Origin of the sequence: Aliinostoc sp. HNIBRCY26, from assembly GCF_050235535.1 — a bacterium.
Classification (GTDB): Bacteria; Cyanobacteriota; Cyanobacteriia; order Cyanobacteriales; family Nostocaceae; genus Trichormus.
In genome coordinates, this window is sequence record NZ_CP189852.1 from 2,048,158 (window position 1) to 2,071,567 (window position 23,410).

At 38.4% G+C, this 23,410-nt stretch carries 16 protein-coding genes; 5 read left to right on the forward strand and 11 right to left on the reverse strand.

Translation table 11 applies throughout. The features are described 5' to 3' along the window. Positions 1 to 353: 353 nt before the first annotated feature. The gene (locus tag ACQFX9_RS08725; protein ID WP_427161622.1) at positions 354 to 1,124 is read left to right on the forward strand and encodes a superoxide dismutase; all 771 of its coding nucleotides are present in this window, start codon (positions 354 to 356) and stop codon (positions 1,122 to 1,124) included. A gap of 95 nt (positions 1,125 to 1,219) precedes the next feature. Here ACQFX9_RS08725 and ureC read toward each other — a convergent pair whose 3' ends face one another. The 7 genes from ureC to ACQFX9_RS08760 form a co-directional block, all read right to left on the reverse strand. Continuing rightward, entirely contained in the window at positions 1,220 to 2,926 is a 1,707-nt protein-coding gene (gene ureC, locus ACQFX9_RS08730; RefSeq protein ID WP_427161623.1) for an urease subunit alpha, read from the reverse strand. 169 nt (positions 2,927 to 3,095) lie between these two features. Next, positions 3,096 to 3,770, reverse strand: coding sequence for a Coq4 family protein (locus ACQFX9_RS08735; protein ID WP_427161624.1), 675 nt, complete (start codon positions 3,768 to 3,770; stop codon positions 3,096 to 3,098). Positions 3,771 to 3,816: 46 nt separating this feature from the next. Further along, positions 3,817 to 4,122, reverse strand: a complete 306-nt coding sequence (locus ACQFX9_RS08740) for an urease subunit beta (protein WP_427161625.1) — start codon at positions 4,120 to 4,122, stop codon at positions 3,817 to 3,819. Positions 4,123 to 4,138: 16 nt separating this feature from the next. Continuing rightward, on the reverse strand, positions 4,139 to 4,891 hold the full coding sequence (locus tag ACQFX9_RS08745; RefSeq protein ID WP_427161626.1) for a Uma2 family endonuclease: 753 nt from the start codon (positions 4,889 to 4,891) through the stop codon (positions 4,139 to 4,141). A 75-nt stretch (positions 4,892 to 4,966) separates the two neighbouring features. Beyond that, on the reverse strand, positions 4,967 to 5,269 hold the full coding sequence (gene ureA, locus ACQFX9_RS08750) for an urease subunit gamma (protein WP_103135616.1): 303 nt from the start codon (positions 5,267 to 5,269) through the stop codon (positions 4,967 to 4,969). Between the two features lie 24 nt (positions 5,270 to 5,293). Beyond that, positions 5,294 to 6,175, reverse strand: a complete 882-nt coding sequence (locus ACQFX9_RS08755; protein ID WP_427161627.1) for an urease accessory protein UreD — start codon at positions 6,173 to 6,175, stop codon at positions 5,294 to 5,296. A gap of 79 nt (positions 6,176 to 6,254) precedes the next feature. Continuing rightward, on the reverse strand, positions 6,255 to 6,872 hold the full coding sequence (locus tag ACQFX9_RS08760; protein WP_427162841.1) for a tetratricopeptide repeat protein: 618 nt from the start codon (positions 6,870 to 6,872) through the stop codon (positions 6,255 to 6,257). Between the two features lie 76 nt (positions 6,873 to 6,948). Between ACQFX9_RS08760 and ACQFX9_RS08765 the strand changes: the two genes are divergently transcribed. The 4 genes from ACQFX9_RS08765 (at position 6,949) to ACQFX9_RS08780 (ending at position 11,462) form a co-directional block, all read left to right on the forward strand. Further along, entirely contained in the window at positions 6,949 to 7,413 is a 465-nt protein-coding gene (locus ACQFX9_RS08765; RefSeq protein ID WP_427161628.1) for an MEKHLA domain-containing protein, read from the forward strand. A 59-nt stretch (positions 7,414 to 7,472) separates the two neighbouring features. Continuing rightward, entirely contained in the window at positions 7,473 to 8,210 is a 738-nt protein-coding gene (locus ACQFX9_RS08770) for a hypothetical protein (protein WP_427161629.1), read from the forward strand. 851 nt (positions 8,211 to 9,061) lie between these two features. After that, positions 9,062 to 9,775, forward strand: coding sequence for a hypothetical protein (locus tag ACQFX9_RS08775; RefSeq protein WP_427161630.1), 714 nt, complete (start codon positions 9,062 to 9,064; stop codon positions 9,773 to 9,775). A 55-nt stretch (positions 9,776 to 9,830) separates the two neighbouring features. Then, a complete protein-coding gene (locus ACQFX9_RS08780; protein WP_427161631.1) occupies positions 9,831 to 11,462 on the forward strand; it encodes an NAD(P)-binding domain-containing protein in 1,632 nt (543 codons plus the stop codon). 33 nt (positions 11,463 to 11,495) lie between these two features. Here ACQFX9_RS08780 and ACQFX9_RS08785 read toward each other — a convergent pair whose 3' ends face one another. From ACQFX9_RS08785 to ACQFX9_RS08800, 4 genes are all read right to left on the reverse strand, one after another. Continuing rightward, positions 11,496 to 17,171: an AAA family ATPase gene (locus ACQFX9_RS08785; RefSeq protein WP_427161632.1), complete on the reverse strand. Its 5,676-nt coding sequence runs from the start codon at positions 17,169 to 17,171 to the stop codon at positions 11,496 to 11,498. Between the two features lie 516 nt (positions 17,172 to 17,687). Then, entirely contained in the window at positions 17,688 to 18,575 is an 888-nt protein-coding gene (locus tag ACQFX9_RS08790) for a hypothetical protein (protein ID WP_427161633.1), read from the reverse strand. 76 nt (positions 18,576 to 18,651) lie between these two features. Continuing rightward, positions 18,652 to 19,161: a hypothetical protein gene (locus tag ACQFX9_RS08795; RefSeq protein ID WP_236141832.1), complete on the reverse strand. Its 510-nt coding sequence runs from the start codon at positions 19,159 to 19,161 to the stop codon at positions 18,652 to 18,654. A 167-nt stretch (positions 19,162 to 19,328) separates the two neighbouring features. Continuing rightward, complete coding sequence (locus ACQFX9_RS08800) at positions 19,329 to 23,408, reverse strand: hypothetical protein (RefSeq protein WP_427161634.1); 4,080 nt, start codon at positions 23,406 to 23,408, stop codon at positions 19,329 to 19,331. Between the last annotated feature and the right edge of the window lie 2 nt (positions 23,409 to 23,410).

Here is a 23,410-nt window from a genome sequence, read left to right on the forward strand (position 1 = left end):
AAATCTATGAAAAAATAGCTATTTCCCCAGATGAAGCCCAAGCACTTACTATTTTTGGTGATTAAAATGTGGTGGTTTATCGATTTAAATAAATATCCTATTCTTTGACGATTAAATTAATTGTCAATCAGACAATCTGATTATTTAATGAATAAATTTTAAAAACCAATTTATATATAAAATATTAATTATCTAAATTTAAAAATTATAAAATGGGTTATTATTTTGGTTGTAACCTGCAATAATTGCAAATTTAGTGGCGTTTTTAAAATCAGATGATTGCGGAAAGTTGGTAAAAAGACAAAATGCAGATAGCTAGTTTAGGAATTAAATACATCTTGAGGTAAAAGTTTATGTTTGGGTTCTTGCAAAAGACATTGGCATTGCTGTTGACGGTAATTTTGTTGGTTGCTTGTGGGACGATGCCATCAGCTGAGTCACAGTCTCTCCAAGATACAAAATCTAATGCTAAGTCTTCTTTACCTGTGGCTTATGTTGATAAAGAATTAAGTGCTGCGCCTGCTAAGTTACCACCATTACCCTATGATTACTCAGCTTTGAGTAAAGCAATTGACGCGGAAACCATGAAACTGCATCATGACGCACATCATGCTAGTTATGTCAATAACTTAAATGATGCCCTCAAGGACTTCCCAGAATTACAAAAAAAGAGTGTGGAAGCGATACTCAGAGATTTAAATAGTGTACCGGAAAAGATTCGGACGAAGGTACGCAATAATGCCGGGGGGCATTTGAACCATACTATTTTCTGGCAAATTATGAGTCCTGATGGCGGTGGAGAACCAACAGGAGAACTCGCCAAGGAAATTAACCAAACTTTTGGCAGTTTTGATGCTTTTAAAAAGGAATTTAACGCAGCTGGTGCTGGTCGTTTTGGTAGTGGTTGGGTGTGGTTAGTGCGGAATGGTCAAGGTAAGTTGGAAATTACGACTACTGCTAATCAAGATAGTCCGATTATGGAAGGTTTATATCCAATTATGGGGAATGATGTTTGGGAACACGCTTATTATTTGCGGTATCGCAACCGTCGTCCTGAGTATTTAACTAATTGGTGGAATGTGGCGAATTGGGCGGAAATTAGCAAGCGAGCCTCCGTTCGGTAGGAACTACGCTAACGCAAGTTTCATTAAAATCATAATTTAGGTAATGGAAAAGCCTTCTGACTAGCATCTAGCTACAAGAAGGCTATACACAAGATTTAAAACAAAAAGTATCTTTGCGCCATTGGTAGAACTGTGGCTGGTTCACAGGTTAATAATTCGCCATCGGCTTTCACTTCATAGGTTTCAGGATCTACTTCTATGTGAGGTAAAGCGTCATTGAGTTTCATATCTTGTTTAGTTAGTTGACGCGTCCCGGAAACTGCAACGGCTGATTTTTTCAACCCCAACTGCTGGGGAATGTCTCTAGCTAAAGCCGCTTGGGACACAAAGGTTAAAGATGTGGCGTGTTTCGCACCAGCAAAACTACCAAACATCGGTCGCATATGCACAGGTTGGGGTGTGGGAATGCTGGCGTTAGCGTCTCCCATCTGTGACCATGCAATCATCCCACCTTTAATGACTATCTCTGGCTTCACACCAAAAAATGCCGATCGCCACAAGCATAAATCTGCCAGTTTACCTTCTTCTACAGAGCCAACATACTCCGCAATTCCATGTGCAATGGCTGGGTTAATTGTGTATTTAGATACATATCTTTTAGCACGCAAATTATCGGCTTCCCCATCTCCAGTGAGGCTTCCCCGTTGTACCTTCATTTTATGGGCTGTTTGCCAGGTGCGAATAATTACTTCTCCTACTCTTCCCATCGCCTGGGAATCGGAGGAAATCATGCTAAACGCGCCTAAATCGTGGAGAATATCTTCGGCGGCGATGGTTTCGCGACGGATGCGGGATTCTGCAAAGGCGACATCTTCAGGGATGCTGGGGTCGAGGTGATGACAAACCATCAACATATCTAGATGTTCGTCTAGGGTGTTGAGGGTATAGGGACGGGTGGGGTTGGTGGAAGAGGGGAGGACGTTGGGTTGACCGCAGACTTTAATGATATCTGGTGCGTGTCCACCGCCTGCGCCTTCGGTGTGGTAGGTGTGGATGACGCGATTTTTAAAGGCGGCGATGGTATCTTCGACAAATCCGGCTTCGTTGAGGGTGTCGGTGTGAATGGCTACTTGCACATCATATTCATCGGCGACGCTGAGACAAGTATCTATAGTTGCGGGTGTTGTTCCCCAGTCTTCATGAAGTTTTAACCCCATTGCGCCGGCTAAAACTTGTTCGACTAAGCCTTGGGGTTGGCTGGCGTTTCCTTTACCTAAAAAGCCTAAGTTGATGGGGAAAGCATCAGCCGCTTGTAACATTCGGTAGATGTTCCAGGGGCCGGGGGTGCAGGTGGTGGCGTTTGTGCCGGTGGCTGGGCCTGTACCACCGCCAATCATGGTTGTAATACCGGAGGCGATCGCAACTTCAATTTGTTGGGGACAGATAAAATGAATGTGGCTATCAATCCCGCCAGCCGTGAGAATCATTCCTTCACCGGCTAAGGCTTCTGTACCAGGGCCGATAATAATATCGATGTTGTCTTGAATATAGGGATTCCCAGCTTTACCGATTTTAAATATTTTGCCGTCTTTAATGCCGATATCTGCTTTGACTATTCCCCACCAGTCGAGAATTAAGGCGTTGGTGATGACTAAATCTACTGCACCATCGGCGTTAGCAATGGGGGATTGTCCCATCCCATCACGGATGACTTTCCCACCACCAAATTTTACTTCGTCGCCATAGGTTGTAAAGTCTTGTTCTACTTGTATAAATAATTCTGTATCAGCTAGGCGGATGCGATCGCCTACTGTCGGCCCGTAGGTTTCTGCGTAGGCGCGGCGACTCATTCTGTAACTCATAACTAATCCTGATAATTATTTTTTATTCCTATCTGAAACACTCCAGCTACTGATAGCATTTCACAAAAGAATGATCCAAATTTATTGGTTTTTCATTCTTTCCCCCTGCTACCTTGCGGTCTATTTGTATCAAACTTAAAGTGAAACGCTATGAGTGCAGATTTAAGTTTTAGGGTATATAAACTGAGGTGGGTTCAATTCCTAGTTCACTGCGCCATTGGGATAAGGGTTTATCCCAGTTTTCTTCCCATTTTTGGGCTATGAGGGGTTTAGCTTTTGCTCCCATACGATAGCCTATGGCAATTTGTGTTAATAAATTATCCATTTGTTCTGGTGCATTAATTAATGTTCTCATTAATCCCCCTGCTAAGAGAATGATGGGTAAGGGGATACGAATTTGGGCTAAACAAAATGCTTGTAATCCTAATTCACCGTTGACATCAAAGCCTAATCCTGTGACTACGTGCCAAATATCATGAGTTTGTCTGAGGCGATGTAGGATATAGCTGGTGTCATCTGTGATTTTTAAACCCCGATAGTAATTGGGGTCAAAACCTGTATCTTTTATATATTTAGCAAAGGCATATCCTAGTGAACCTTCAGGACATTTGCCAATCGCTTCCATATCTGGAGGCGATGCAATATAACGTTCTTGAATAATTTGTGCTACTTCTGGTTTTGATTTGATATATTCAATTGCTAATTTAGTCGCTTTGATGTTAATCATTCCATCTTCAATATCTGGAGTGGCATCAGCACGACCAGGATCTATAAATAAAGTAATTGCACCTTTTAATGTGTTTAAAAATTCTAGATTTAACCCGCGTAAATCTTTCAAAAACATCTGACCCTGCCTTTATGTATTTGGTATTAAGAAATGAAAGCCTTAACTATAATTTGCCATTTACCTTAGCATTAAAACCGTAAACTTGCCGACTACCAGTAAAGGGTATTAAAGTGACTTCCTTTTCATCCCCTGGTTCAAAGCGCACTGCTGTACCGGCGGGAATATCTAAACGCATTCCTAATGCTTGTTCTCTATCAAAAATTAAGGAGTTATTAACTTCGTAAAAATGAAAATGTGAACCCACTTGAATCGGGCGATCGCCTGTATTTGCTACAGTTAATTTCACAATGGTGCGACCTGCATTGAGTTCAATTTCTCCGTCTGGTGTGATGATTTCCCCTGGTATCATATGTAATCTGAATTCCTTATTGAGTTGGTAAATTATTAGGGTCGATACCTTGCGATATTAAATAAGCAAGTAATCTTTCCTTTTCCTGTTTTTCCTGTTCTGCTCGTTGGCGTTCTTGTTCAATTTTTTCCACCGCCCAAGGTAACAAATTTCCATTTTGATCCCACCAACGTAGCCAATAACCTGTATGGGCTTCTTTCGTTCCTTGCCATGTTCCCAAATACAAGCCCATTGCATCTACCCAATGACGACCATTTTCATCGGGTAATTTCAGTTCATATCGCCCATTTTCTAGTTGATAATATTCTAATAATCCGCTAATAGGTTCAAAAATGATATAGATAGGGACTTGCAATATTTGCTCATAAAAAAACCATCTTCCTGGCGGATAAGTGCGTTTAACAGAATATTCTCCACCGTCATTATCTGAGAGAAATTCCATCACTATTATAGGAACTTCACCTTCTAAAATCGGTGTGTAACTTTTGCGATTACTAATTACTTCCTTTACTGACGGCACATATACCCAATCTGGGGCTTTAATCACCAGTTGTTCGTTAATAGTTGCACACAATCCAAAGTTTGATGCTATCAGCATTTGTGGTTGAATAAAACCACTAATTTCTAAACTTTCACGCAAAGCACCAGCCAAAATAGGCTGACCTGTATTTTCCACCGGTTCATCCTCTAGTTTGAAGTCTTGGGGTAAGGCTTCCCACTTGATATTCAGTTCAGTTTGGGGTTTAGTTTGGCTGAGTTGGGTTGCCATAATCAATTCACAATTCCAAGTTAAGAAACTGATTATTTAATTCTCTATAACTATTCTGACTTAAAAATCATCTTTTCATCGAATTGGATTATGGACTGTAACTAATTTTGTGCCATCAGGAAATGTTGCTTCCACTTGGACTTCATGCACCATTTCCGCTATACCTTCCATCACATCATCTCTGGTTAATAATGTTGTGCCGTAACTCATCAATTCGGCTACAGTTTGACCATCTCTTGCACCTTCTAAAATTGCTGCGGAAATGTAAGCCACTGCTTCAGGATAATTTAATTTCAGTCCTCGATTTTTGCGCCTTTCTGCTAATAAAGCAGCCGTAAAAATCAATAGTTTATCTTTTTCTTGTGGCGTAAGTTGCATTTTATTTTCTCCTTTACAAGTTGATTAAACTTGCCACACTCTAGGTATGCAATGACTACGATTGAAGATATCAAATCGTAGCATTTGCCACACGGACGTAAACCAGTTTCTCACCTCAGCTGTAGAAGCACCACGGTATCGACACAAAAATCCATTTTCTAAGGAAGTAACACCTGTTTGAGAGTGGTGAGTGCTGAGTGGTGAGTGCTGAGTGCTGAGTAGGGAGTAGGGAGTAAAGATGGAACGTGCTTTTTCAATTAGTTCTTGGGTAACTGGACTACCTACGTAGATAAAGTTAGCGGCGATGGGTTGTCCTGATAAGCAGTGGGGACTGTGGAAAACTGCTTCACTACCAGGGAGGTACTGACGATCTATCCACAATGGCACACCATTTTGCCAAATTTCGGTGTGCGATCGCCATTCTCCTTGGACAAATTTCTCTCCTCTGGTGCTGCGTCCAAAGCGTGTAATTTCCCAGCCTACGAAATTAGCCCCAGTGGCTAATTCTACCCGCAAATCTTGGCGATAAATTGCCCCGTTAAATAAAATTGTTTCTTGGGGTAGCCATTCTAAACAAGCACCCGCATCTATTTGGATATTAATAGTTTGTCTAGCCTGTAAGCCATTGCTGCGATATATCTTAGAGGCTGCGGCGGTAGTAATGACAGCTTGGGTTTGGGGTTGGAGGTGAATATCGGTAGATAGGCGATCGCCTCCCACAACTCCCCCGGCTGTGTGTAAAATGACGCTATGACAGACTTTTTCCCCTTCTGGATAAAACGGACGTTGTACTTTTAGCGGTGCTTGGTGATGGTTATAAATTAAATCAGTTTTACCGAGGCGATTAGCATAAACTAAATTAAGTTTGCCACACCAGCCTGTTTTAATATCTAAATTAGCAGTCATTATATCTATTCATATTTCTAAAGTTTCTTCTCTATCTTTTACCTTTTGCCTTTTGCCTTTTGCCTTTTGCCTTGTCAACTCACCATCCTCTAACTTTTTTATGTACTTGCGCCAAATACCACATATAGTCTTCGATTTGATATTTATCAGCCGCTTTAACTATATAATCTTTAGCTAACTCTACACTATTCTCAGCTTCATAATATAATCCCAGGTAAAGATGAGCATAAAATTGACTGCGATTTCCACCTGATTTACCTACTCGCAAAACATCATCTATTGTACAATTACCTGCGTATAAATCATAAACACAGCGCATAATTTCCCTGGGGTCATTTTTGACTGGGAGAAGGGATTTTTTTGCCTCATTAACACCCCTTAACTGCGCTATGCAAAGATATCTCCAGACTGTTTCTTCCACATCTTGAGAGTTGACAGTCAAATCAATTTCAAACTGTTGCGCCCCTTCTGCAAATCTTTCGGCATAATAATAAGATAAACCACGCTGCCATAAATAAGGTGTTAAGCGTCTATCTAATTGCTCTGCTATGTCAAAATCTTCAATAGAATGTGTAATTTCAGCTAACTGAAATTTGACCATACCCCGACGAATATAAGCATTAGGGTTTTGCGGTTGCTTACTAATGATTTCATTCCAGTGTTGGAGTTGATTTTCTAGAGAATTGCTAAACCACATCATCTTAATTAGTAATTTTTATGTAATACTAATATATTTGTTGTCACTCAATCATGATTTACATCTGCATAATATTATGGAATTTCCCTGGCAGCAAGAGAAAATTATTCTCCACAGTCAATGCTTAATTCAAAGTTTTCAACATTGGACTGGAAAACAATTAATAGATGTAAATGGTTCACCAAGAGAAATATCACAAGCATTATTTTACGCACCATTTGTTTTGCTTTCTCATGGTACGGAAGCAGATCCAATTTTTAATTATGGCAATCATCAAGCTTTGGCATTGTGGGAATTATCTTGGGACGATTTTATCAAAATGCCTTCACGGAAAACTGCTGAAGAAATAGTACAACAAGAACGCGATCGCCTGCTAGCAGCAGCAGCTACTCAAGGCTTCAGTTATTTTTCTGGTGTACGCGTTACTAGTACCGGTAAACGCTTCCACATCCAAGACGGTATCCTTTGGAATCTCATCGATGAGCAAAATCAATATTGTGGTCAAGCGGCAGTATACTCCCAGTGTACGTTTATTACATAATCGATCGCGCTCTTAAATTCCCCAAGTATTGTAAATACATCGATAGAGGTTTAGAAGCAATGCTACGTGTTTACCATCTACTAATCGCTATTATTTTATTAATTTTCATCCCCATAGGAGCAAGATTCGTTTTACCTCAGTTTACTGACAATAAAGCCCCCACACCCACGCCAACTGTCAAATCTACAAGCACTACACCAGTAAAACCCACCGTTAAGACAGAAAATATTTGGCAAAAAATCTTGGGTAAAACGACTGTCCCCACTGGTTGGAGTGTTGTACCTTGTCCAGACAAAGCTACATTACTATGTATTTCCGACCAAGGCAAACCCGTTGGTACAGTAGAAATTCAACTCGAACCAGTCAAAAATAACTCAGAATTTCAACAACATTTAGCCGCCGCAGGTATTCCTCTGGGTTCACCAACAGAGTCTCAAAATCCAGAATATCAAACTAAACTCAACACAGCCCTGCAAGCCTGGGTAGCAGATTTCTACACCAACGTGGCGAAAACCCGTCAGAGTGTCTCTACCTATCCACCACAGCAAGTAAAAATCGGGAAACTTCCTGGTGTGCGTTATGGTTTTGTCGAACTCACATCAGCAGGCGGTGTGAAAGAACAGTACATCAGCCATGTTACCTACGATGGCACACAACTATATATAATCTCTACTTCTTTTGCTTCAGATACCAGTAACTTCACTAACTTGGAACATTTTGCAGCCTTTCAACCATATCTCGATGCGATCGCAGAAAATTTAAGCTTACCTATTCAGCAAGCCCCTACTAAACCCTAATCCCAATTTGGGATTTTGGATTGACAGCCAACATTCATAGGCTATTCCAGAAGCTCAAAACAATACTACCCAAGCTATTCCAATTTGGTATAACCCTTGATAATGAAGATTATTAAGTAACCTTACTGTCTTGTACAGAAATCTTGAGGATTTGTCATCTATATTCAGGATGAATATCAGTATATTTAAATTTGTCTTTAGATACTTGTGTGATTTATTACTTTGTTTTTAAATAGCTCCTTGCTTGATATTTGTATTATACGTAGCAGAAAAACTTGCGTAATGACAGAACTTTGAACAATCGGATGCTGTTATTGAACAATTTTTATAACAATCACTATGTCAGATTTCCATGACAAAGCCGCATAAATACTGAAGCAGACACTTTTCAGAATTGATAAGTTTTGTAAAGATACGTAGATATTTACCTAATTTGTTTTAGATAAACTTAAAACTTTACTTGGTCATATGGATATATTGTGATTTTTGCGTAAAAAAAACTTACTCATGCCAAAAATTTATAAGTATTGACTAAGTAATATATATAACATTGTATCAATAAAACTCAAAATTTATTTGTAATTAGATATAAGTACAGTTATGTTTCATTGAAAAATATAAAAAAATACTTAAGTAGGTTCACTTAAGCATAGAAATAAAACCCAATTAAAAATAATACAAAACAGCAACACACTACTAAAAACTAATAATTTTAAATTAATTATTAGTGCTATATGTTGTTGCTTAACTGTCTTATACAGTAATTATTTTTAATTATTTTCTGATGCAGAAAGTGAATTATCACAAGTCATTTAGGTCAAGTTTAGTTATCGGCAAACTTGGAGGATAAAATGAAAGAAGTTCTAGAATTAGTTGAAAAAAGAAAGCAAGAATTTGCTCAGTTACCATTATTTGATTTTTTACAAGATAGCAGTATAGATCCAATGCAAAGACTTGCTTGGTCTCCTTGTTTAGCTCCCTTTGCAATGGGATTTGGAGAACTGAATAAATATGACCTGCGAAAAGAACCAACAAATGATCCTATTCAAGAATTAATTAACAAACATACTTATGAGGATGATCATCACTGGGCATGGTTTTTAGAAGACCTAGAAAAATTAGGTTTGAATTATTCCATGAAATTTAGCGATGCTATGAGATTTTTCTGGGGCGAAGAAACTAAGAAAACACGCCAGATATGTCACCAAATTGCACTATATGCCTTTCAAGCAGAACCCGTAGTTGTATTAGCAGCACTAGAAGCCATAGAAGCAACTGGAAATGTAGCTTTATCTTGTACAGCAAAAGTATCAAAAGAACTCCAGCAAATTACTCATAAAAATTATCGCTATTTCGGCGCGTATCACTTGTATGTGGAAACTGGTCATACCACCGGAACAGACAATATAGAGCAGTTAATTGCCAGCATACAGTTAACTGAAGAGCAAAAGGCTAAATCGTTGGAAATAGTTGAGAAAGTCTTTGAAGTATTCACAGAAGCAGTACATGAAATGATGAATTACGCAGAAAAACAGCGTAAAAATCAACCTTTGATAGCGAAATAAACAGGTCAAATTTCATCTTATCCGAAACTTTCCGCCAATTCAGGGTATATCAAGCATGAATTTACTCACAGAGTTAGAATATCTGATTATCGGTGCTGGACCTGCTGGTTTACAATTAGGCTATTATCTAGAAAAATCTGCTCATAATTACATGATTTTAGAAGCAGGTAATAGCCCAGGAACTTTTTTCAAACAATTTCCACGACATGAAAAATTAATTTCCATCAACAAAGTTTACACAGGTTACAGTAATCCAGAAATTAACCTGAGATGGGATTGGAACTCTTTGCTCAGTGATAGTGAAGATATGCAGTTTAAGAACTACAGTAAAGAGTATTTTCCCAATACTAACGCTTTAGTAGATTATCTTGTTGATTTTGCTAATCATTTTAGTCTCAACATCAGATATGGTTGCAGAGTCGTCAAAATTAGTAAAGATGAGAAATTCTTTGTTGTAGACAGTAATGATAACGTTTATTGTGCAGAACGTCTCATTATTGCCACAGGTATTTCCAAGCCGTATACACCATCAATACCAGGAATAGAGCTAGCAGAAAACTATGTCGATGTATCTATAAACTCAGAAGATTTTATTAATCAAAGAGTTCTTATTATTGGCAAAGGAAACTCTGGATTTGAAACAGCTGATAATCTCATCAGTACAGCATCACTAATTCACATAGCTAGTCCAACTCCCCTATCTATGGCATGGACTAGTAAGTATGTAGGCAATCTCCGAGCAGTTAATAATAATTTTCTGGATACTTATCAGTTAAAATCACAAAATGCTGTTTTGGATGCAACTATCACTAACATCAAGCATCAAGATGGTAAGTTTCTAGTATCTTTTGCTTACACTCATGCTCATGGTGAGCAGGAAGACTTAGTTTATGATCGTGTGATTGTTTGTACCGGATTCCGTTTTGATGATTCTATCTTTGATGACTCATGCCGTCCAGAATTAACTATCAATAACCGTTTTCCAGCACAAACTAGTGAATGGGAATCGACTAATATAAAAGGCTTATACTTCGCAGGAGTGCTGACTCATATGCGAGATTATAAGAAAAAGCAATCTGGTTTTATACACGGTTTTCGCTACAATATCCGAGCATTACATCAAATATTAGAGTATAAATACCACCATCAGGAGCTACCCCATCAAAGATTGACTCTCAATTCTGAAGCTTTAACCAAAGCTGTGTTTCAGCAAGTCAACACAAGTTCAGGACTTTGGCAACAAACTGGCTTTTTGTGTGATCTCATTATCATATCAGAGAAAGATAAAACAGCATCTTACTATCAAGAAATACCTAAAGACTACATACATGATAGTAAGTTTGGCAGAAATGACCACTACTATACGGTCTCGTTAGAATTTGGCTATGATGTCAATAAAATGCCTGATCCTTTTGCGATCACTCGTGTGCATAAAGATGATATTCAAAATGCCGCGCAAAGTGCTTTTATCCATCCTGTGATTAGGCGTTTTTGTGGCAGTAACTTGATTGCAGAACATCATGTCATTGAAGACCTAGCATCTGAATGGTTAGAAGACGTACATATTTTACCTGTGTTGGAATTCTTCAATATTCAACTATTACAAGTAGGATATTTAAAGTCTTCTTCAGCAGAAAATGATGAATCTAGAAAACATCATGAAACAATGAGTTTGGCTAGCATTTGATCTGTAAAAACCATAGTTAATTATTGAGAATAACTACATCGGAATTTCAATAATAAACTCTGTCCCTTTTCCTAAAACAGAATCACAGGTTAACAAACCTTGATGTTTTTCCACAATAATCTGGTAGCTAATAGATAATCCTAAACCTGTTCCACTTCCTATTGGTTTAGTGGTAAAAAATGGATCAAAGATTTTCTGTTGTACTCCTTTTGTCATACCTGAACCATTATCAGCAATAGTTATTCTGACTTTTTTGGCATCTATTTTTGCGGTACAAATACTAATTGTGGGATTGGAAAATTCTTCATATTCCAAGCCCAATTTTTTATTTAAAATTTTATCTTCTAAAGTATCAATCGCATTATTAATAATATTCATAAAAACTTGGTTCAATTGACTAGCATAACAACTAACTTGGGGCAAATTTGCGTATTTTTTGATGACTATGATCTCAGGTCGATGGTTATTTTTTTGGAGCCGATGCTGTAAAAGCATTAAAGTGTTTTCTATACCTTCATGAATATTAACAGGCTTCATGTCTGATTCATCTAGGCGGGAGAAGTTGCGTAAACCTAGAACAATATCACGGATTCGTGAACTACCAACTTGCATAGAATTAAGAATTTTAGGTAAATCTTCTTGAATAAAATCGATATCAATTTCTGCTGCTTTGCGATTAACAAAATCTACAGAATAATCATTTTTTTGTCGATAGATAGCTAATAAGTCTAGTAAGTCTTGCATATATTCACTGACATGAGTAATATTGCCATGAATGAAGTTAATGGGATTGTTAATTTCATGAGCAATCCCTGCCACCATTTGACCCAAAGAAGACATTTTCTCACTTTGAATTAATTGAGTTTGTGTACGTTTTAATTCTTGAAAAGCTTGTTGTAAGTCCTGATTTTTTGTGTGAAGCTCCTGTGTTCTTGCTTCTACTTTCTCCTCTAAGCTATGACTGTATTCTTCTAGGTTTTGATTAGCTTGTGCTAAATTTTTGTAAAGTATTGCATTCTCTAATGAGATTGCTGCTTGCGTGGTCAGAAGTTTCAGCACTTCTACGCGATCGCGCGTAAATGCCCCAACTGTCAGATAGTTTTCTAGATAAAGAATACCTATCAATTTACCTTGATTAATAATGGGTATACACAAGACACTTTTTGGTTGCTCACGAATAATGTAGTGATCACCTGCTAGGAACACCACAGTTTTGACATTATCAGTAACAAATATTTCTAAAGAACGTTTAACATAGTTAATTAACGTAATGGGAACATCATTGCTGGACTCTAAACTAATTGATGGAAATTGTGTAGAGATAGGTGCAGAATTTTCACCATAACTAAGTGCAGTAACGCTTAAATTACTTTTTTCTCCTTCATTCAAAATCAGTGCAGATTTAGACGCTCCTGCATTCTCCATCACAACCTGCATTAATTTAGACAATAGTTGTTCCATATCAATTTCTCCAGAGAGAGCTTGAGATGCTTTGAAGACAGATGTTAAATCTAAAGAATCCGAAACACTTGATACAGAACCCATAATTGTGGAGTGATGAGTTCTAGTTGAAATAGATTGATAAGTGGAAGAAGTAATTTTCTCGTTTAATGAGGAGTTAAGTTTTTCTTGCTGAAGGATAGGTGTAAGTAGTTGAGAATAGCATTTTATCAAATCATCAACTTTGGCTTTTGCTCCCCAACGACTATAGCCGTAGTAAGCATCAGTTAGATAAGCCTGAGCAATCTTCTGCTTATCCCATTCTAAATAGAATTTGGCTGCAAGTTCATTAGCTAGAGCTTCTTCATGAAGATATTCATTTTCTTTTGCAATTTTGATGGCGCGCTCATAGTAATCTATTGCTTCTACGTATAGATTGGTCACACGATATTTTTCAGCTTCTACCAAATAAAATTTATGTAAATAATTCATTGGGGCATGATGCGCCCAGTGTTTCATCTTTTCTTGATTGTTTGCTACTTTTTCAAGAATTTGTTTTTGTTCCGATTCTTGGGTATCAGAATACATTCGTAGTTTTACTAATGAATCATAGAAGTAAAACAATGGAACAACTACTTTTCCAATACCACCATGTAAATACCTTTCTACGATTAAAGCATTATCTCTGGCTTGTAAATAATCGGTAAATAGATAACATAGTTGCATTTTGCAGAAAGAAAAATACAAAAGTGCTATACTATCATTAGCTTTAAGATGAAGTGGTAACATTTTTTCTTCATCATAAGCTTCACCCACTAACTTACATGGGTTTTTTACACTACCTCTCAAATTTAATACTGTCTGCCGATATATTTCATGCCAGTGTAGTATTCTTTCTTGTTTTATTTCCTTGATAGAGTTTGTATAAGCATCCATCTCGTGACTAAGTTCTGCAAGTTCTTTACCTATAAAATAGGCATGACAAGAACAAGCGTAAAGACCATAAGCTGCAAACTCCAAATCTCCTATTTCTAAAGCCGCAGAATAAACTTCTATCAGAGGCTTTAATGTTTCTCGAATATGTTCTTTTCCAGGTCTGATTAGGTGATTAAATGTTTCAAGAACCTTTACGTTAACTTCTTTAATTGTGAATTTCGACAAAAGATTTGTAGCTAAAGTACCAAATTGATATCCCGATTCGATATCTCCCATGACACTACAAAGCATTAACCCATAAGCGACATATGCAAATGCGGATAAGGGAGCATTACCATAATAGAGTGATAAATTGACCTGTTTGAGAATAATCAATAAGAATAAATTGGGAAAAGATTGATAAGCAAAAACAATGATGTTTGATAACAGACGCATCACTGCTAGTGGTTGTGATGCGGCCATTTCCGGTAAATCAATTAAAGCTTCAACACTACGATTAGCCAGATTTGAATTTATTTGTTGCATTTCCTGCTGAATATCAAACTCAGTGGGATTTTCAGGAAATTCCACTCCCAGCAATTGCAAAAATGCTAATCCTGTATTTACAGCCTCTATAGCTTTATTCTGCGCTCCATAGGCTTGAATTACAATTTCATAAACTTTGACTTTCTCTAGCAAAGTTTTAGTATTTAACAAAACTATCTGAACCAATGTTTCCATCTGGTCAAAATTCCCAGCCAAGTAGGCTGCCTCTGCGGCTGTCTCATATAATCCTAAAGTCAGTTCATATTTGCTTTCCCATTTGTCGTCTGCAAGCAGTTCAATTCCCGTCTTTAAATATTTAACTGCTGCTGTATAAGCTGTGGAAGTTAAAGCTTTCCGTCCAGCAAGTAAATTCATGGCAGCTAGTTCATCGCGCTGAGTATGATCTGTGATTAATTCCACAGATATATTGAACTGATTCACTAGCTGAAAAATATGGGCTTCTCGTTCTTGAATTGGAATATTATTTAACAATAAAGTGCCAATCTTTAAATGAATTTCTTTTCTTTCTGTTTCTGGAATTAAGCTATAAGCAGCCTGTTGGACTCTGTCATGAATAAATTTATACTTAGGTATGGGTAAATTACGATTCTTGACATTATTCTTGGCACCTTTATCTAAAGAAACGTCATTACTATCTTGGAATAATTTATAAACATCTGTTTGTGCTAAGATGATGCCCTCATGTAATGATTTCCAGATATCGGAGGCTGTATCTACTACTGATTTCTCACGGATAATTGCTAATGTCTTTAAATCAAATTCATTACCAATACAGGCTGCTAATTTTAAAACATCTTGCGTCATTTTTGGCAGTTTTTCTATCTGCATTGCCATGAATTTTACGACATCGTCTGTAAGAGCTAATTCCTGTATTTGATTAATGTCGTACTGCCAATATCTCAACTCAAAGTTAAATTTAATTATGCCTTCTTGATGTAAAAATTTTAAAAACTGGGTAGCAAAAAAAGGATTGCCTTTAGTTTTAGCAAACACCATTTGGGTCAAAGGAACAGATATACCTTCTTCACAATGTAGAGTATCAGCAATGAGAAGATTTAAATGACTTTGATTTAAAGGCAATAAGTCTATAGAGTTGATTTTAGTTCCTGTTTGAGAGATTTCTTGAATTGTTAAAGCAAGCGGATGAGTTGGACTAACCTCATTGTGACGATATGCACCGATTACGAGTAGGCTACCTGCGGCTTGCTCATCGGTGTCTGTTGTATCAACTAACCAAGGTTCTCCATCAAAAATTGGTGTCCAAACATTGTCCTTAATTTCTGGATGCGATGAAGTAGAATTTTCTCGTGTTCCCTGACCTTGACTTAGCAGGAATTGAATAAATTTTAATGAAGCTGTATCTGCCCATTGTAAGTCATCTAAGAAAATTACTAAGGGATGAGACTTAGTATTAAATACTTGAATAAATCTTTGGAATAACAGATTAAAGCGGTTTTGAATAGCCGTCCCAGAAAGTTCTGACACCGACGGCTGTTGACCGATAATTTTTTCTAGTTCAGGAATGACATCAATAATTACCTGAGCTTGTTCGCCTAAAGCTGATAGAATTTTAGTCCGTAATTCCTGGATTTGAGCATCATTTTCTAATAATATTTGCCCGATTAAATCACGAAAAGCTTGCACTAATCCTGATAGGGGAATATCCCTTTGAAATTGATCGAACTTGCCTTTAATAAAGTAACTTTGTTGCCGGACAATAGGTTTGTGAATTTCGTTAACAACTGCTGTTTTGCCGATACCAGAAAATCCTGCGACTAAAATCATCTCTGTCGCTCCCTTGGTGACACGTTCAAAAGCTGCAAGTAAGGTAGCAACTTCTTGTTGACGACCATAAAGTTTTTCTGGGATGAGAAATCGGTCAGAAATATCTTTTTGTGCTAATTCAAAGGATGCAATTGTGCTATTTTGTTGCCACTGGTGATAACAAATTTCTAAGTCATATTTAAGTCCATAGGCACTTTGATAACGGTCTTCGGCATTTTTCGCCATTAATTTGGTGACAATATCAGAAATTACCTGGGGAATCTCCTCGTTAATACTCAAAAGAGGTGGTTCTTTGGCAATGTGGGAGTACACCAACTCCATTGGATCTTGGTTGGTAAATGGTAAGTGTCCACTGAGAAGTTCAAAAAATGTCACTCCTAGAGAATAGAAATCACTGCGGTAATCAATACCTCGGTTCATTCTTCCTGTTTGTTCAGGGGAGATGTAAGCTAATGTTCCTTCTAAAACATTGGGATTGGTAATATTTTGAATTTCTCTGGGTAATAGAGTGGCGATACTAAAATCAATTAGTTTAATTTCTTGGGTGTTGGGGTTGATGAGGATATTGGCGGGTTTAATGTCTTTGTGGATAATGCGATCGCGATGTAATTCTGCCAAAATAGACACTATGGCTATTGCTATCGGTAAAAACTCCGTGAGTGTCAACCGACCTTCTTGTGTAACTTTATACTGCTTTACCCAGTCATTCAATGAGGTACTGTGAAAGTCCTCCATAACTAGAGCATAGCCGTTACGATAGTTTTCCAAACACAGAGGTTTAACGATCCCTGCAATATCTAAATTTTTGGTAATGGTGTACTGATTACGGAATTGAGCAATTTCATTAAATGTAGGGTACTCATTCCGCATCAATTTAATGATCACAGGTTTTCGGTCTTTTTCTCTAATAGCTCGATAAACCAGGGTTTTGCTGCCAACATAAACTTGCTCTATGATCTGATATCCAGACAGAGGAAAAAAAGTATTTGATAAGGCTAGCATTGCAGGTATTCTTATATTTTTATTGAGCGATTTAATTTTATTATTCCCTAAAATTTATTATTATCCAAATATTCTTTAACAAAGAATATATCTTCAAAACAAAAAAATTTAATAATTTTTGCTTCAGTATTACCACTTAATTAATGCTTATTTTGCAATAAAAATCAATTCTAAATTCCACTGAATTAATATTTTAATGTTTAGATATTTATAAGTAATAGCACTGAAATATATAGTTCATCTCAATTATTTATGAAGCTGCATATAATTTGATCCCTCCTAGCTAAATACCGTTCAGTTAAGGCTAAAAATAAAAATTAGTTTAGTTTGGGTTGAGGAACGAAACCCGATACATACAGGCTTTTGTTGGGTTTCGCTATCGCTCTACCCAACCTACATTTCTTCTTAACTGAACCGTATTGCCCCCTAGCCACCCTAAAAAAAGGGGGAACAAAAAACAAAATTAAAGTCCCCTTAAAAAGAGGACTTTAGGGGTATCTAAATATGTGTAAACTGTTAAATCTCTGCCACTGCGCGTTCAATTAAACGGCGTGCTAGGGTTTGAGTACCAGTGTGTTCGTAGTAATTGGTAGATACATCTAAAAAGGCTGCTAGATAATCTAGCTTGTCATCAGAAAATTGAATAAAACTTTGCAAATTACCCACAACTTTTTGGGGACTTAAATTATTTGCAGAGACAATGCCACCCATCCAACCTTTGACTGAATCTAAGCTGTTACCAATAAAATCGAGTTTACTGCCCACATTATTACCAGGAATTAAATCTTTCATTCCTTGGAAAGTAGAACTTTTATCTAACTCATTGGGGTTAGTTTGACTTAATCCAGATAAAGCTTTATTGATAAAGTCTGGCCCCAAGGGTATCAAACCATCAACGCAGACTAAAGCCACCATACGAATTAGGGATTCGCCACTGTATTCTCCTAAAGAAGCGACAAAATCGCCGATGCTATCGCCAGGGATGCCATTAATTTGACAAAAAGCGACTAATTCCGCTACTAGTTTCAAAGATAAATCGATGACTTGAGCCTGATCTGCTTTGGGAGTAATTGAGTTGAGAAAACCTAAAAGTGGAATGCTTTCACCAACTTTATTAGCTAAAGCTGCTGCACCTAAAGCCTTATCTGTATTGTCAACAGTTTGATAAAGCCACATTGCTGTTTGATATCCTTGGGAACGATCATTATAAAGATAGATTGCTCGTTCGCCAATTTGCTGAATTAAGCTATCGTCAGTTTCACCAGTGACAGTCTTAATAGTATTGACAAAGCCGACTGTATTTTGCCACTCACCAGGAGCGACAAAATCTAAGGCGTTTAACATGGAAATTGTCAAGCCACTTGTTGGTAATTGATCAACCAACTCAAAAATTGGTTTGCTCACAAAAATCTCCTAATTTAGATTTGATTATTCTTGATGACAAAGTATTTTCCACTCTGTTCTTGAGTGTGAATGCAGCCTATTTGAGTTTGGCTAGTCCATCTAAATTAAATTTGGCTATCCAATCAGCGCGATCGCTAGCTTTAAATGATGGGGAACGCGATAATACTTTTACCTGATATTTACCCACTAACACCGCAGTTTGAGTATTACCTACTTCCACAGCCGGATAACCAGCGATGTTTTTCGTACTGTTAGAAAACTTCGCGGCTGCGCCTGGTGTACTGCTAGTATCCGAAATCGATAACACTGCTACGTCTTTACCAGCTTTTTTTAATTTAGCTTCAGCAAAACCCTTTTTCTCTTGAGTGTAGACTCGTTGATAATCAGCTTCCTCACTGGGGAAAAATTTATTGAACTCACTCCCTTGAGTCGCATTTTTCGCAACCGCCTGACCATTTTTTTGACGACTGCTTTCTTGTTGTACTTGATCAAAACGGCCTGGTGCTTTGGCTGTACAAGCTGTAGTCAGTAATAACACTGACAGCAACACAGCAGCTAAGACCCTACGCGTACGAGGAAAAATCATCTCTAGCTTCTCCTAATAGTTGAGCTTTGAGGCAATTATCTGTGCTGCTGTCAGTTTCTACCCAGAAACTTTACCTTTTGATAAGTATTTGGGTTAGGGGTGTCTCTCAATTCAAAATTCTCTCTCCCTTGCCCCCTGCCAATCTTAATATGCTAAAGGTACAACACCTACACTCTCACTACCGAGAAGTTAAGAGTATAAGGCTCATCCCAGGACTGCTGAGTGCTGGCTTTGACAGCATCTAGATAGCGATGGAAAGTTTGCAGTTGGGTGAAGTCGGGACGATAGCCGAGATTTCCTTGTTTGGTAAATAGAGGTGTGGTAGCGATCGCCTGATAATCGGAATTAGTTTGCGATTGTTGTGTTAACCAAGTTGATTCAGGATTTACAGGGATTAATCCTGGTGGAATTTCCCCTTCTAAAAATGCCAAAAGTCTCTGCTGACAAGTGCTGGTATTAATACCGCGCGCTTCAAATAGTTGCAAAACTTCCCCAAACATCAAAGTCCGGTTGGGCAGCAATCGCAGCAATTCTGTAAACAAGAAGTAATCTGTATACTGATGGCGAGATTCTTCTAAAACTTGGGGATGTAGTGGTAATAAAGCTAAACCATAGGCTACACGGCTACAGTTGGGGATGCCGTTTTCACCCAGGTATGCGTCCTGAATAATTCTGGCGTTGGGGAGTTTCTGGCGCAACCAACGATTAACTACAGCTAAATTTGCTACTCCACCAGTCAAAATTGCTTGATTAATCGCTTCCGTGGGAATACCACGGGCTACCAATAGCTTATTCAATTCCCGATTCAACCGCCGCACAAAGGGAACAAAGACCTGAGTTTCTAAATCTCGACGCTGTAAAGTCCACTTTTGATCAGCTAATTCAAAACTAAAGGTTTCTTGACGTTGCAAAATCAGCTTTAAAGCTAAGGCTGCATCTAAGACAGCTTGTCCGAGTAGGGAACTTTCTAAGTGTTGTTGCAACAAAATTCTGGCTTGAGTGTCAGGTTCTCCTACACGGGGTAATTCTAAATCATCTAAATTCAAACTTTGCCACTCTACGCCATCTAAATTAGGAAAGGCTGATTGCCATTGTGAAGCAGAATGATGAGTTTGCTGGCGATCCTCTGGGTTTTGCCAGCGAGATTGGCGGTATTTGGGCGGTAATAACAATTGACAGATAATATCTTGTTCTATGCCTTTGCCTGCATAGGCAAAACCATGCACCATAAAATCATTGTGGGTGAGTGGCTGTATATTCTCTGGGACATCCACTAGCCCCATTTCCGTAGCGGTTGCACCGATATTAATCACCAAGGTATTGCCCATCATCACCCCATCGTGGCTTTGTACTGGGGTCAACCCTTTGTATGTGCTGAATTGTACCGTCTCACCGTTAGCCCCATTCAGGACACTGAGTAGACTAGCGATCGCTTCTTCTATAAAAAATACCTGCTGTGGGTGCTGCACTAGTCTACTTGTCAGTAAAGCTTCCCGCACATTAAAGCGATATTGTTCAGACCAAGTAGATGGACAGTTACAAATTACGCCTGCAATCTGACTGACAATTTGATGAAAGGTAGTATCGTCTAAACCTACGGCTGTCGCAATTAATCCTTGGGTGGTACTATCGCGGTCGGCTTTGAGAGTCAAAAGTAACTTCGAGAGCGATCGCACTACCCAAATTAACGGCCCTGCCGAAAATTCATTGAATTGCAGCACAGGTTGCCATTTTTGCTGGTCATTTTTGTAGGGAATTGCAACCTGTAAGTAAGGTTTTAACTGTGCCGAATACAGATGATTTTTCAGATGTGATCCTTGATTTTCTCCATGACTCTGTATTGGCGGTGCAGAAGCATTTGGCAAGTACACCTCTGCTGGTAAACGGAAGGATTGCTGGAAAGTCTTAGTTCCTGGTTGCTGTTCTGCTGACCAACAAATCGGATAAACAACGCCTGTAGAACGATTTAATAAAGTTGCAGAAATCCCCGTTGTTCCTAAATCAATACCTAAATACCAAACTGAGTCTAAAGTTTCCGGTGCAGTTTCTCTATTGTCAACGGGAGTATCAGGCGTGATTACAGAACTCTCGTAATTTGTAGTTGTGGCTTCCTTTTTTTTTTCAGCAGGGCTAAAGTCAAAGGTGGATGCTGTTTGGGGTGAAGCGATCGGCCGTGATGGGGAAGCGTCGAAACTTGGTGTATTGTCTTTTGCTTCTTGCTCTAATTGTTGCCGATCCTTTGCCCAAAACTCGGCACTTTCCAAACCAATGACTGGAGACTGGGGACTCGATGCTTCTAGTTTGGCTAAATCTTGATGTAATTTCAGCCATTGTTCTTCATTCAGGGAAATTTCTGGGAGATTGGCTAAAGAGTTGACTTCCGGCGAGAGTAAATTTTCCTGGGGTGAAGCGGGAATAAATTGTTCAGGTAATGATTCTGGTTGTTTTGGCTTTAAGGGTAATGGTTCTGACTCAACTTTTTCCTCAACCACAGCTAAATTGTCCGTGATTTCATGTTCAACTGCTAACGGTTCTGTAATTGGTGGTGATGGTGGCAGTGTGGTATTGGGGGTAGTGACTTCTAATGGCTGAACTGTCAATGCTTCTGTAATATTTACATCCCCAAATAAATCAGTTAAAGATGTAATTGTATCTTCACTAGCCGGTTGTAGTTCCGGCAAACCTAAATCATCATCAACACTCTGGGTTGGTGCAGTATCTTCAAACAGCGTTTCCAAACTCACCATTGGTTGTAAGTCGTCTACTTCCTCCTCTAACTGGAGTGGCGATTCCTCCCAAGGTAGAGAGTCTATAGTCTCCAGTGACGCATCTGTAATTTCTGGGGAGTCAGGCTGATCCAAAAAATCTGTATCTGATTGATCAAACCAAGCATCCGGCATCATTGCGGCTGTATCAACTTCTGCCAGTACATTTTGCGGTGCTACAGATATACTAGTAGCCGTATCTTCCTCTGATAAATCTGCTATGACTGACTCAGAAGTCAATTCCAGAATGGCGGTGAAATTGTCCATGCCAAACAAGCTGGCGTAAATTAGATCAACCTCATCATCTGTTGATTGCCCACTTTCTGGAGACAAGATATCTGGTGTAGTCAAATTGTCAGTAGAAATAGACTCATCAATACCCAGTTGCAAAAGCATCTCATCTAGTTCATTTGTCATCAGGGCTTCAAATTCCGACGTTTCAGGCTCGTCTAGAATGTTAGACACTGATGCTGTTGCCACTGGCTGTGACTCTTCTGGTGTTAATGTATCAAATATATCAATATTATCCGACTGCGATAAATTAGTAGTAGCTGTAGTAGTTGATAATATCGGCGTAGTCAGGGGTTGAGTTTCTAATTTAGAAGTATTTACAGGGTAATTAGCTAGATTCTGTTGTATAATTTGTGTTAAATTATTTAAGAGGTTTACCAGTAAATGTTCACCTTGTAAACCTGTACTGTGCATTCTCGTCAATGCTTGCGATAAAGATTCATGATAAGTATTAATATTGCGCTGTAGGGCATCGAAGACAACATTTACAGTCCCATCCAAAGATAATAAACGTTGATCCAATTCCTGAGCTAGTTGTGTTAAGCGTTGAGTTTGTTCTGGTGCTTCCCACAAAGCTTGATGTTGGTTGGGTGGAATTTCTAGACTATTTTGATAATTTTGCGGTTCACTAGAGTGATTTGCCGCCGCCTCAATCATTTTGGGTGTTAAAGCGGGGACAAGGCGACTCATTAAAACTTGTAAAAATTCAGTAATAATTTGCTCTTGATTTGCCAACTGTTGGCTGAGAGAGTAATTATGTAATCGCTTCTGCTCTAACTGTCGAATTTCTTGCACCAAAATCGCCCGTTCTTGCAATAAGGCTGTAACTTCTCCTTGCAAGGGTTGGACACAGGCGGACAAATCATTTTGCAGCTGTGTTACCAGAGAATGAGTGTATTCTTGAAAATCGGGGGCGGGTGCTGTTGGTGGCGTGGGGGGATTTTGTCCTTGGTCGATAAACTTCACTAACAAAGGCGATTTAGGAGAAACTGCACTAGTGGGGTTCTGTTCAGAATTCTCTGATATCTCTGATGTTTGTAACTGAATTAAAAAATCACGCGTTCTTTCTAAAACTTCCTTTGGCTCTTGCGCTTGACTAGACAAAAGCTTAGGTAAGCGTTTACCACTGCTGTTAAGCAAGTTGTCAATATCTGCAATTAGTTTTTGAAGTTCATCTTTGCGGGAAGTCACTT

What these genes read in the sequence shown, in the direction of transcription:
- ACQFX9_RS08725 (WP_427161622.1), top strand. Translation starts at nt 354, where the DNA reads ATGTTTGGGTTCTTGCAAAAGACATTGGCATTGCTGTTGACGGTAATT.
- ureC (WP_427161623.1), bottom strand. Translation starts at nt 2,926, where the DNA reads ATGAGTTACAGAATGAGTCGCCGCGCCTACGCAGAAACCTACGGGCCG.
- ACQFX9_RS08735 (WP_427161624.1), bottom strand. Translation starts at nt 3,770, where the DNA reads ATGTTTTTGAAAGATTTACGCGGGTTAAATCTAGAATTTTTAAACACA.
- ACQFX9_RS08740 (WP_427161625.1), bottom strand. Translation starts at nt 4,122, where the DNA reads ATGATACCAGGGGAAATCATCACACCAGACGGAGAAATTGAACTCAAT.
- ACQFX9_RS08745 (WP_427161626.1), bottom strand. Translation starts at nt 4,891, where the DNA reads ATGGCAACCCAACTCAGCCAAACTAAACCCCAAACTGAACTGAATATC.
- ureA (WP_103135616.1), bottom strand. Translation starts at nt 5,269, where the DNA reads ATGCAACTTACGCCACAAGAAAAAGATAAACTATTGATTTTTACGGCT.
- ACQFX9_RS08755 (WP_427161627.1), bottom strand. Translation starts at nt 6,175, where the DNA reads ATGACTGCTAATTTAGATATTAAAACAGGCTGGTGTGGCAAACTTAAT.
- ACQFX9_RS08760 (WP_427162841.1), bottom strand. Translation starts at nt 6,872, where the DNA reads ATGTGGTTTAGCAATTCTCTAGAAAATCAACTCCAACACTGGAATGAA.
- ACQFX9_RS08765 (WP_427161628.1), top strand. Translation starts at nt 6,949, where the DNA reads ATGGAATTTCCCTGGCAGCAAGAGAAAATTATTCTCCACAGTCAATGC.
- ACQFX9_RS08770 (WP_427161629.1), top strand. Translation starts at nt 7,473, where the DNA reads ATGCTACGTGTTTACCATCTACTAATCGCTATTATTTTATTAATTTTC.
- ACQFX9_RS08775 (WP_427161630.1), top strand. Translation starts at nt 9,062, where the DNA reads ATGAAAGAAGTTCTAGAATTAGTTGAAAAAAGAAAGCAAGAATTTGCT.
- ACQFX9_RS08780 (WP_427161631.1), top strand. Translation starts at nt 9,831, where the DNA reads ATGAATTTACTCACAGAGTTAGAATATCTGATTATCGGTGCTGGACCT.
- ACQFX9_RS08785 (WP_427161632.1), bottom strand. Translation starts at nt 17,171, where the DNA reads ATGCTAGCCTTATCAAATACTTTTTTTCCTCTGTCTGGATATCAGATC.
- ACQFX9_RS08795 (WP_236141832.1), bottom strand. Translation starts at nt 19,161, where the DNA reads ATGATTTTTCCTCGTACGCGTAGGGTCTTAGCTGCTGTGTTGCTGTCA.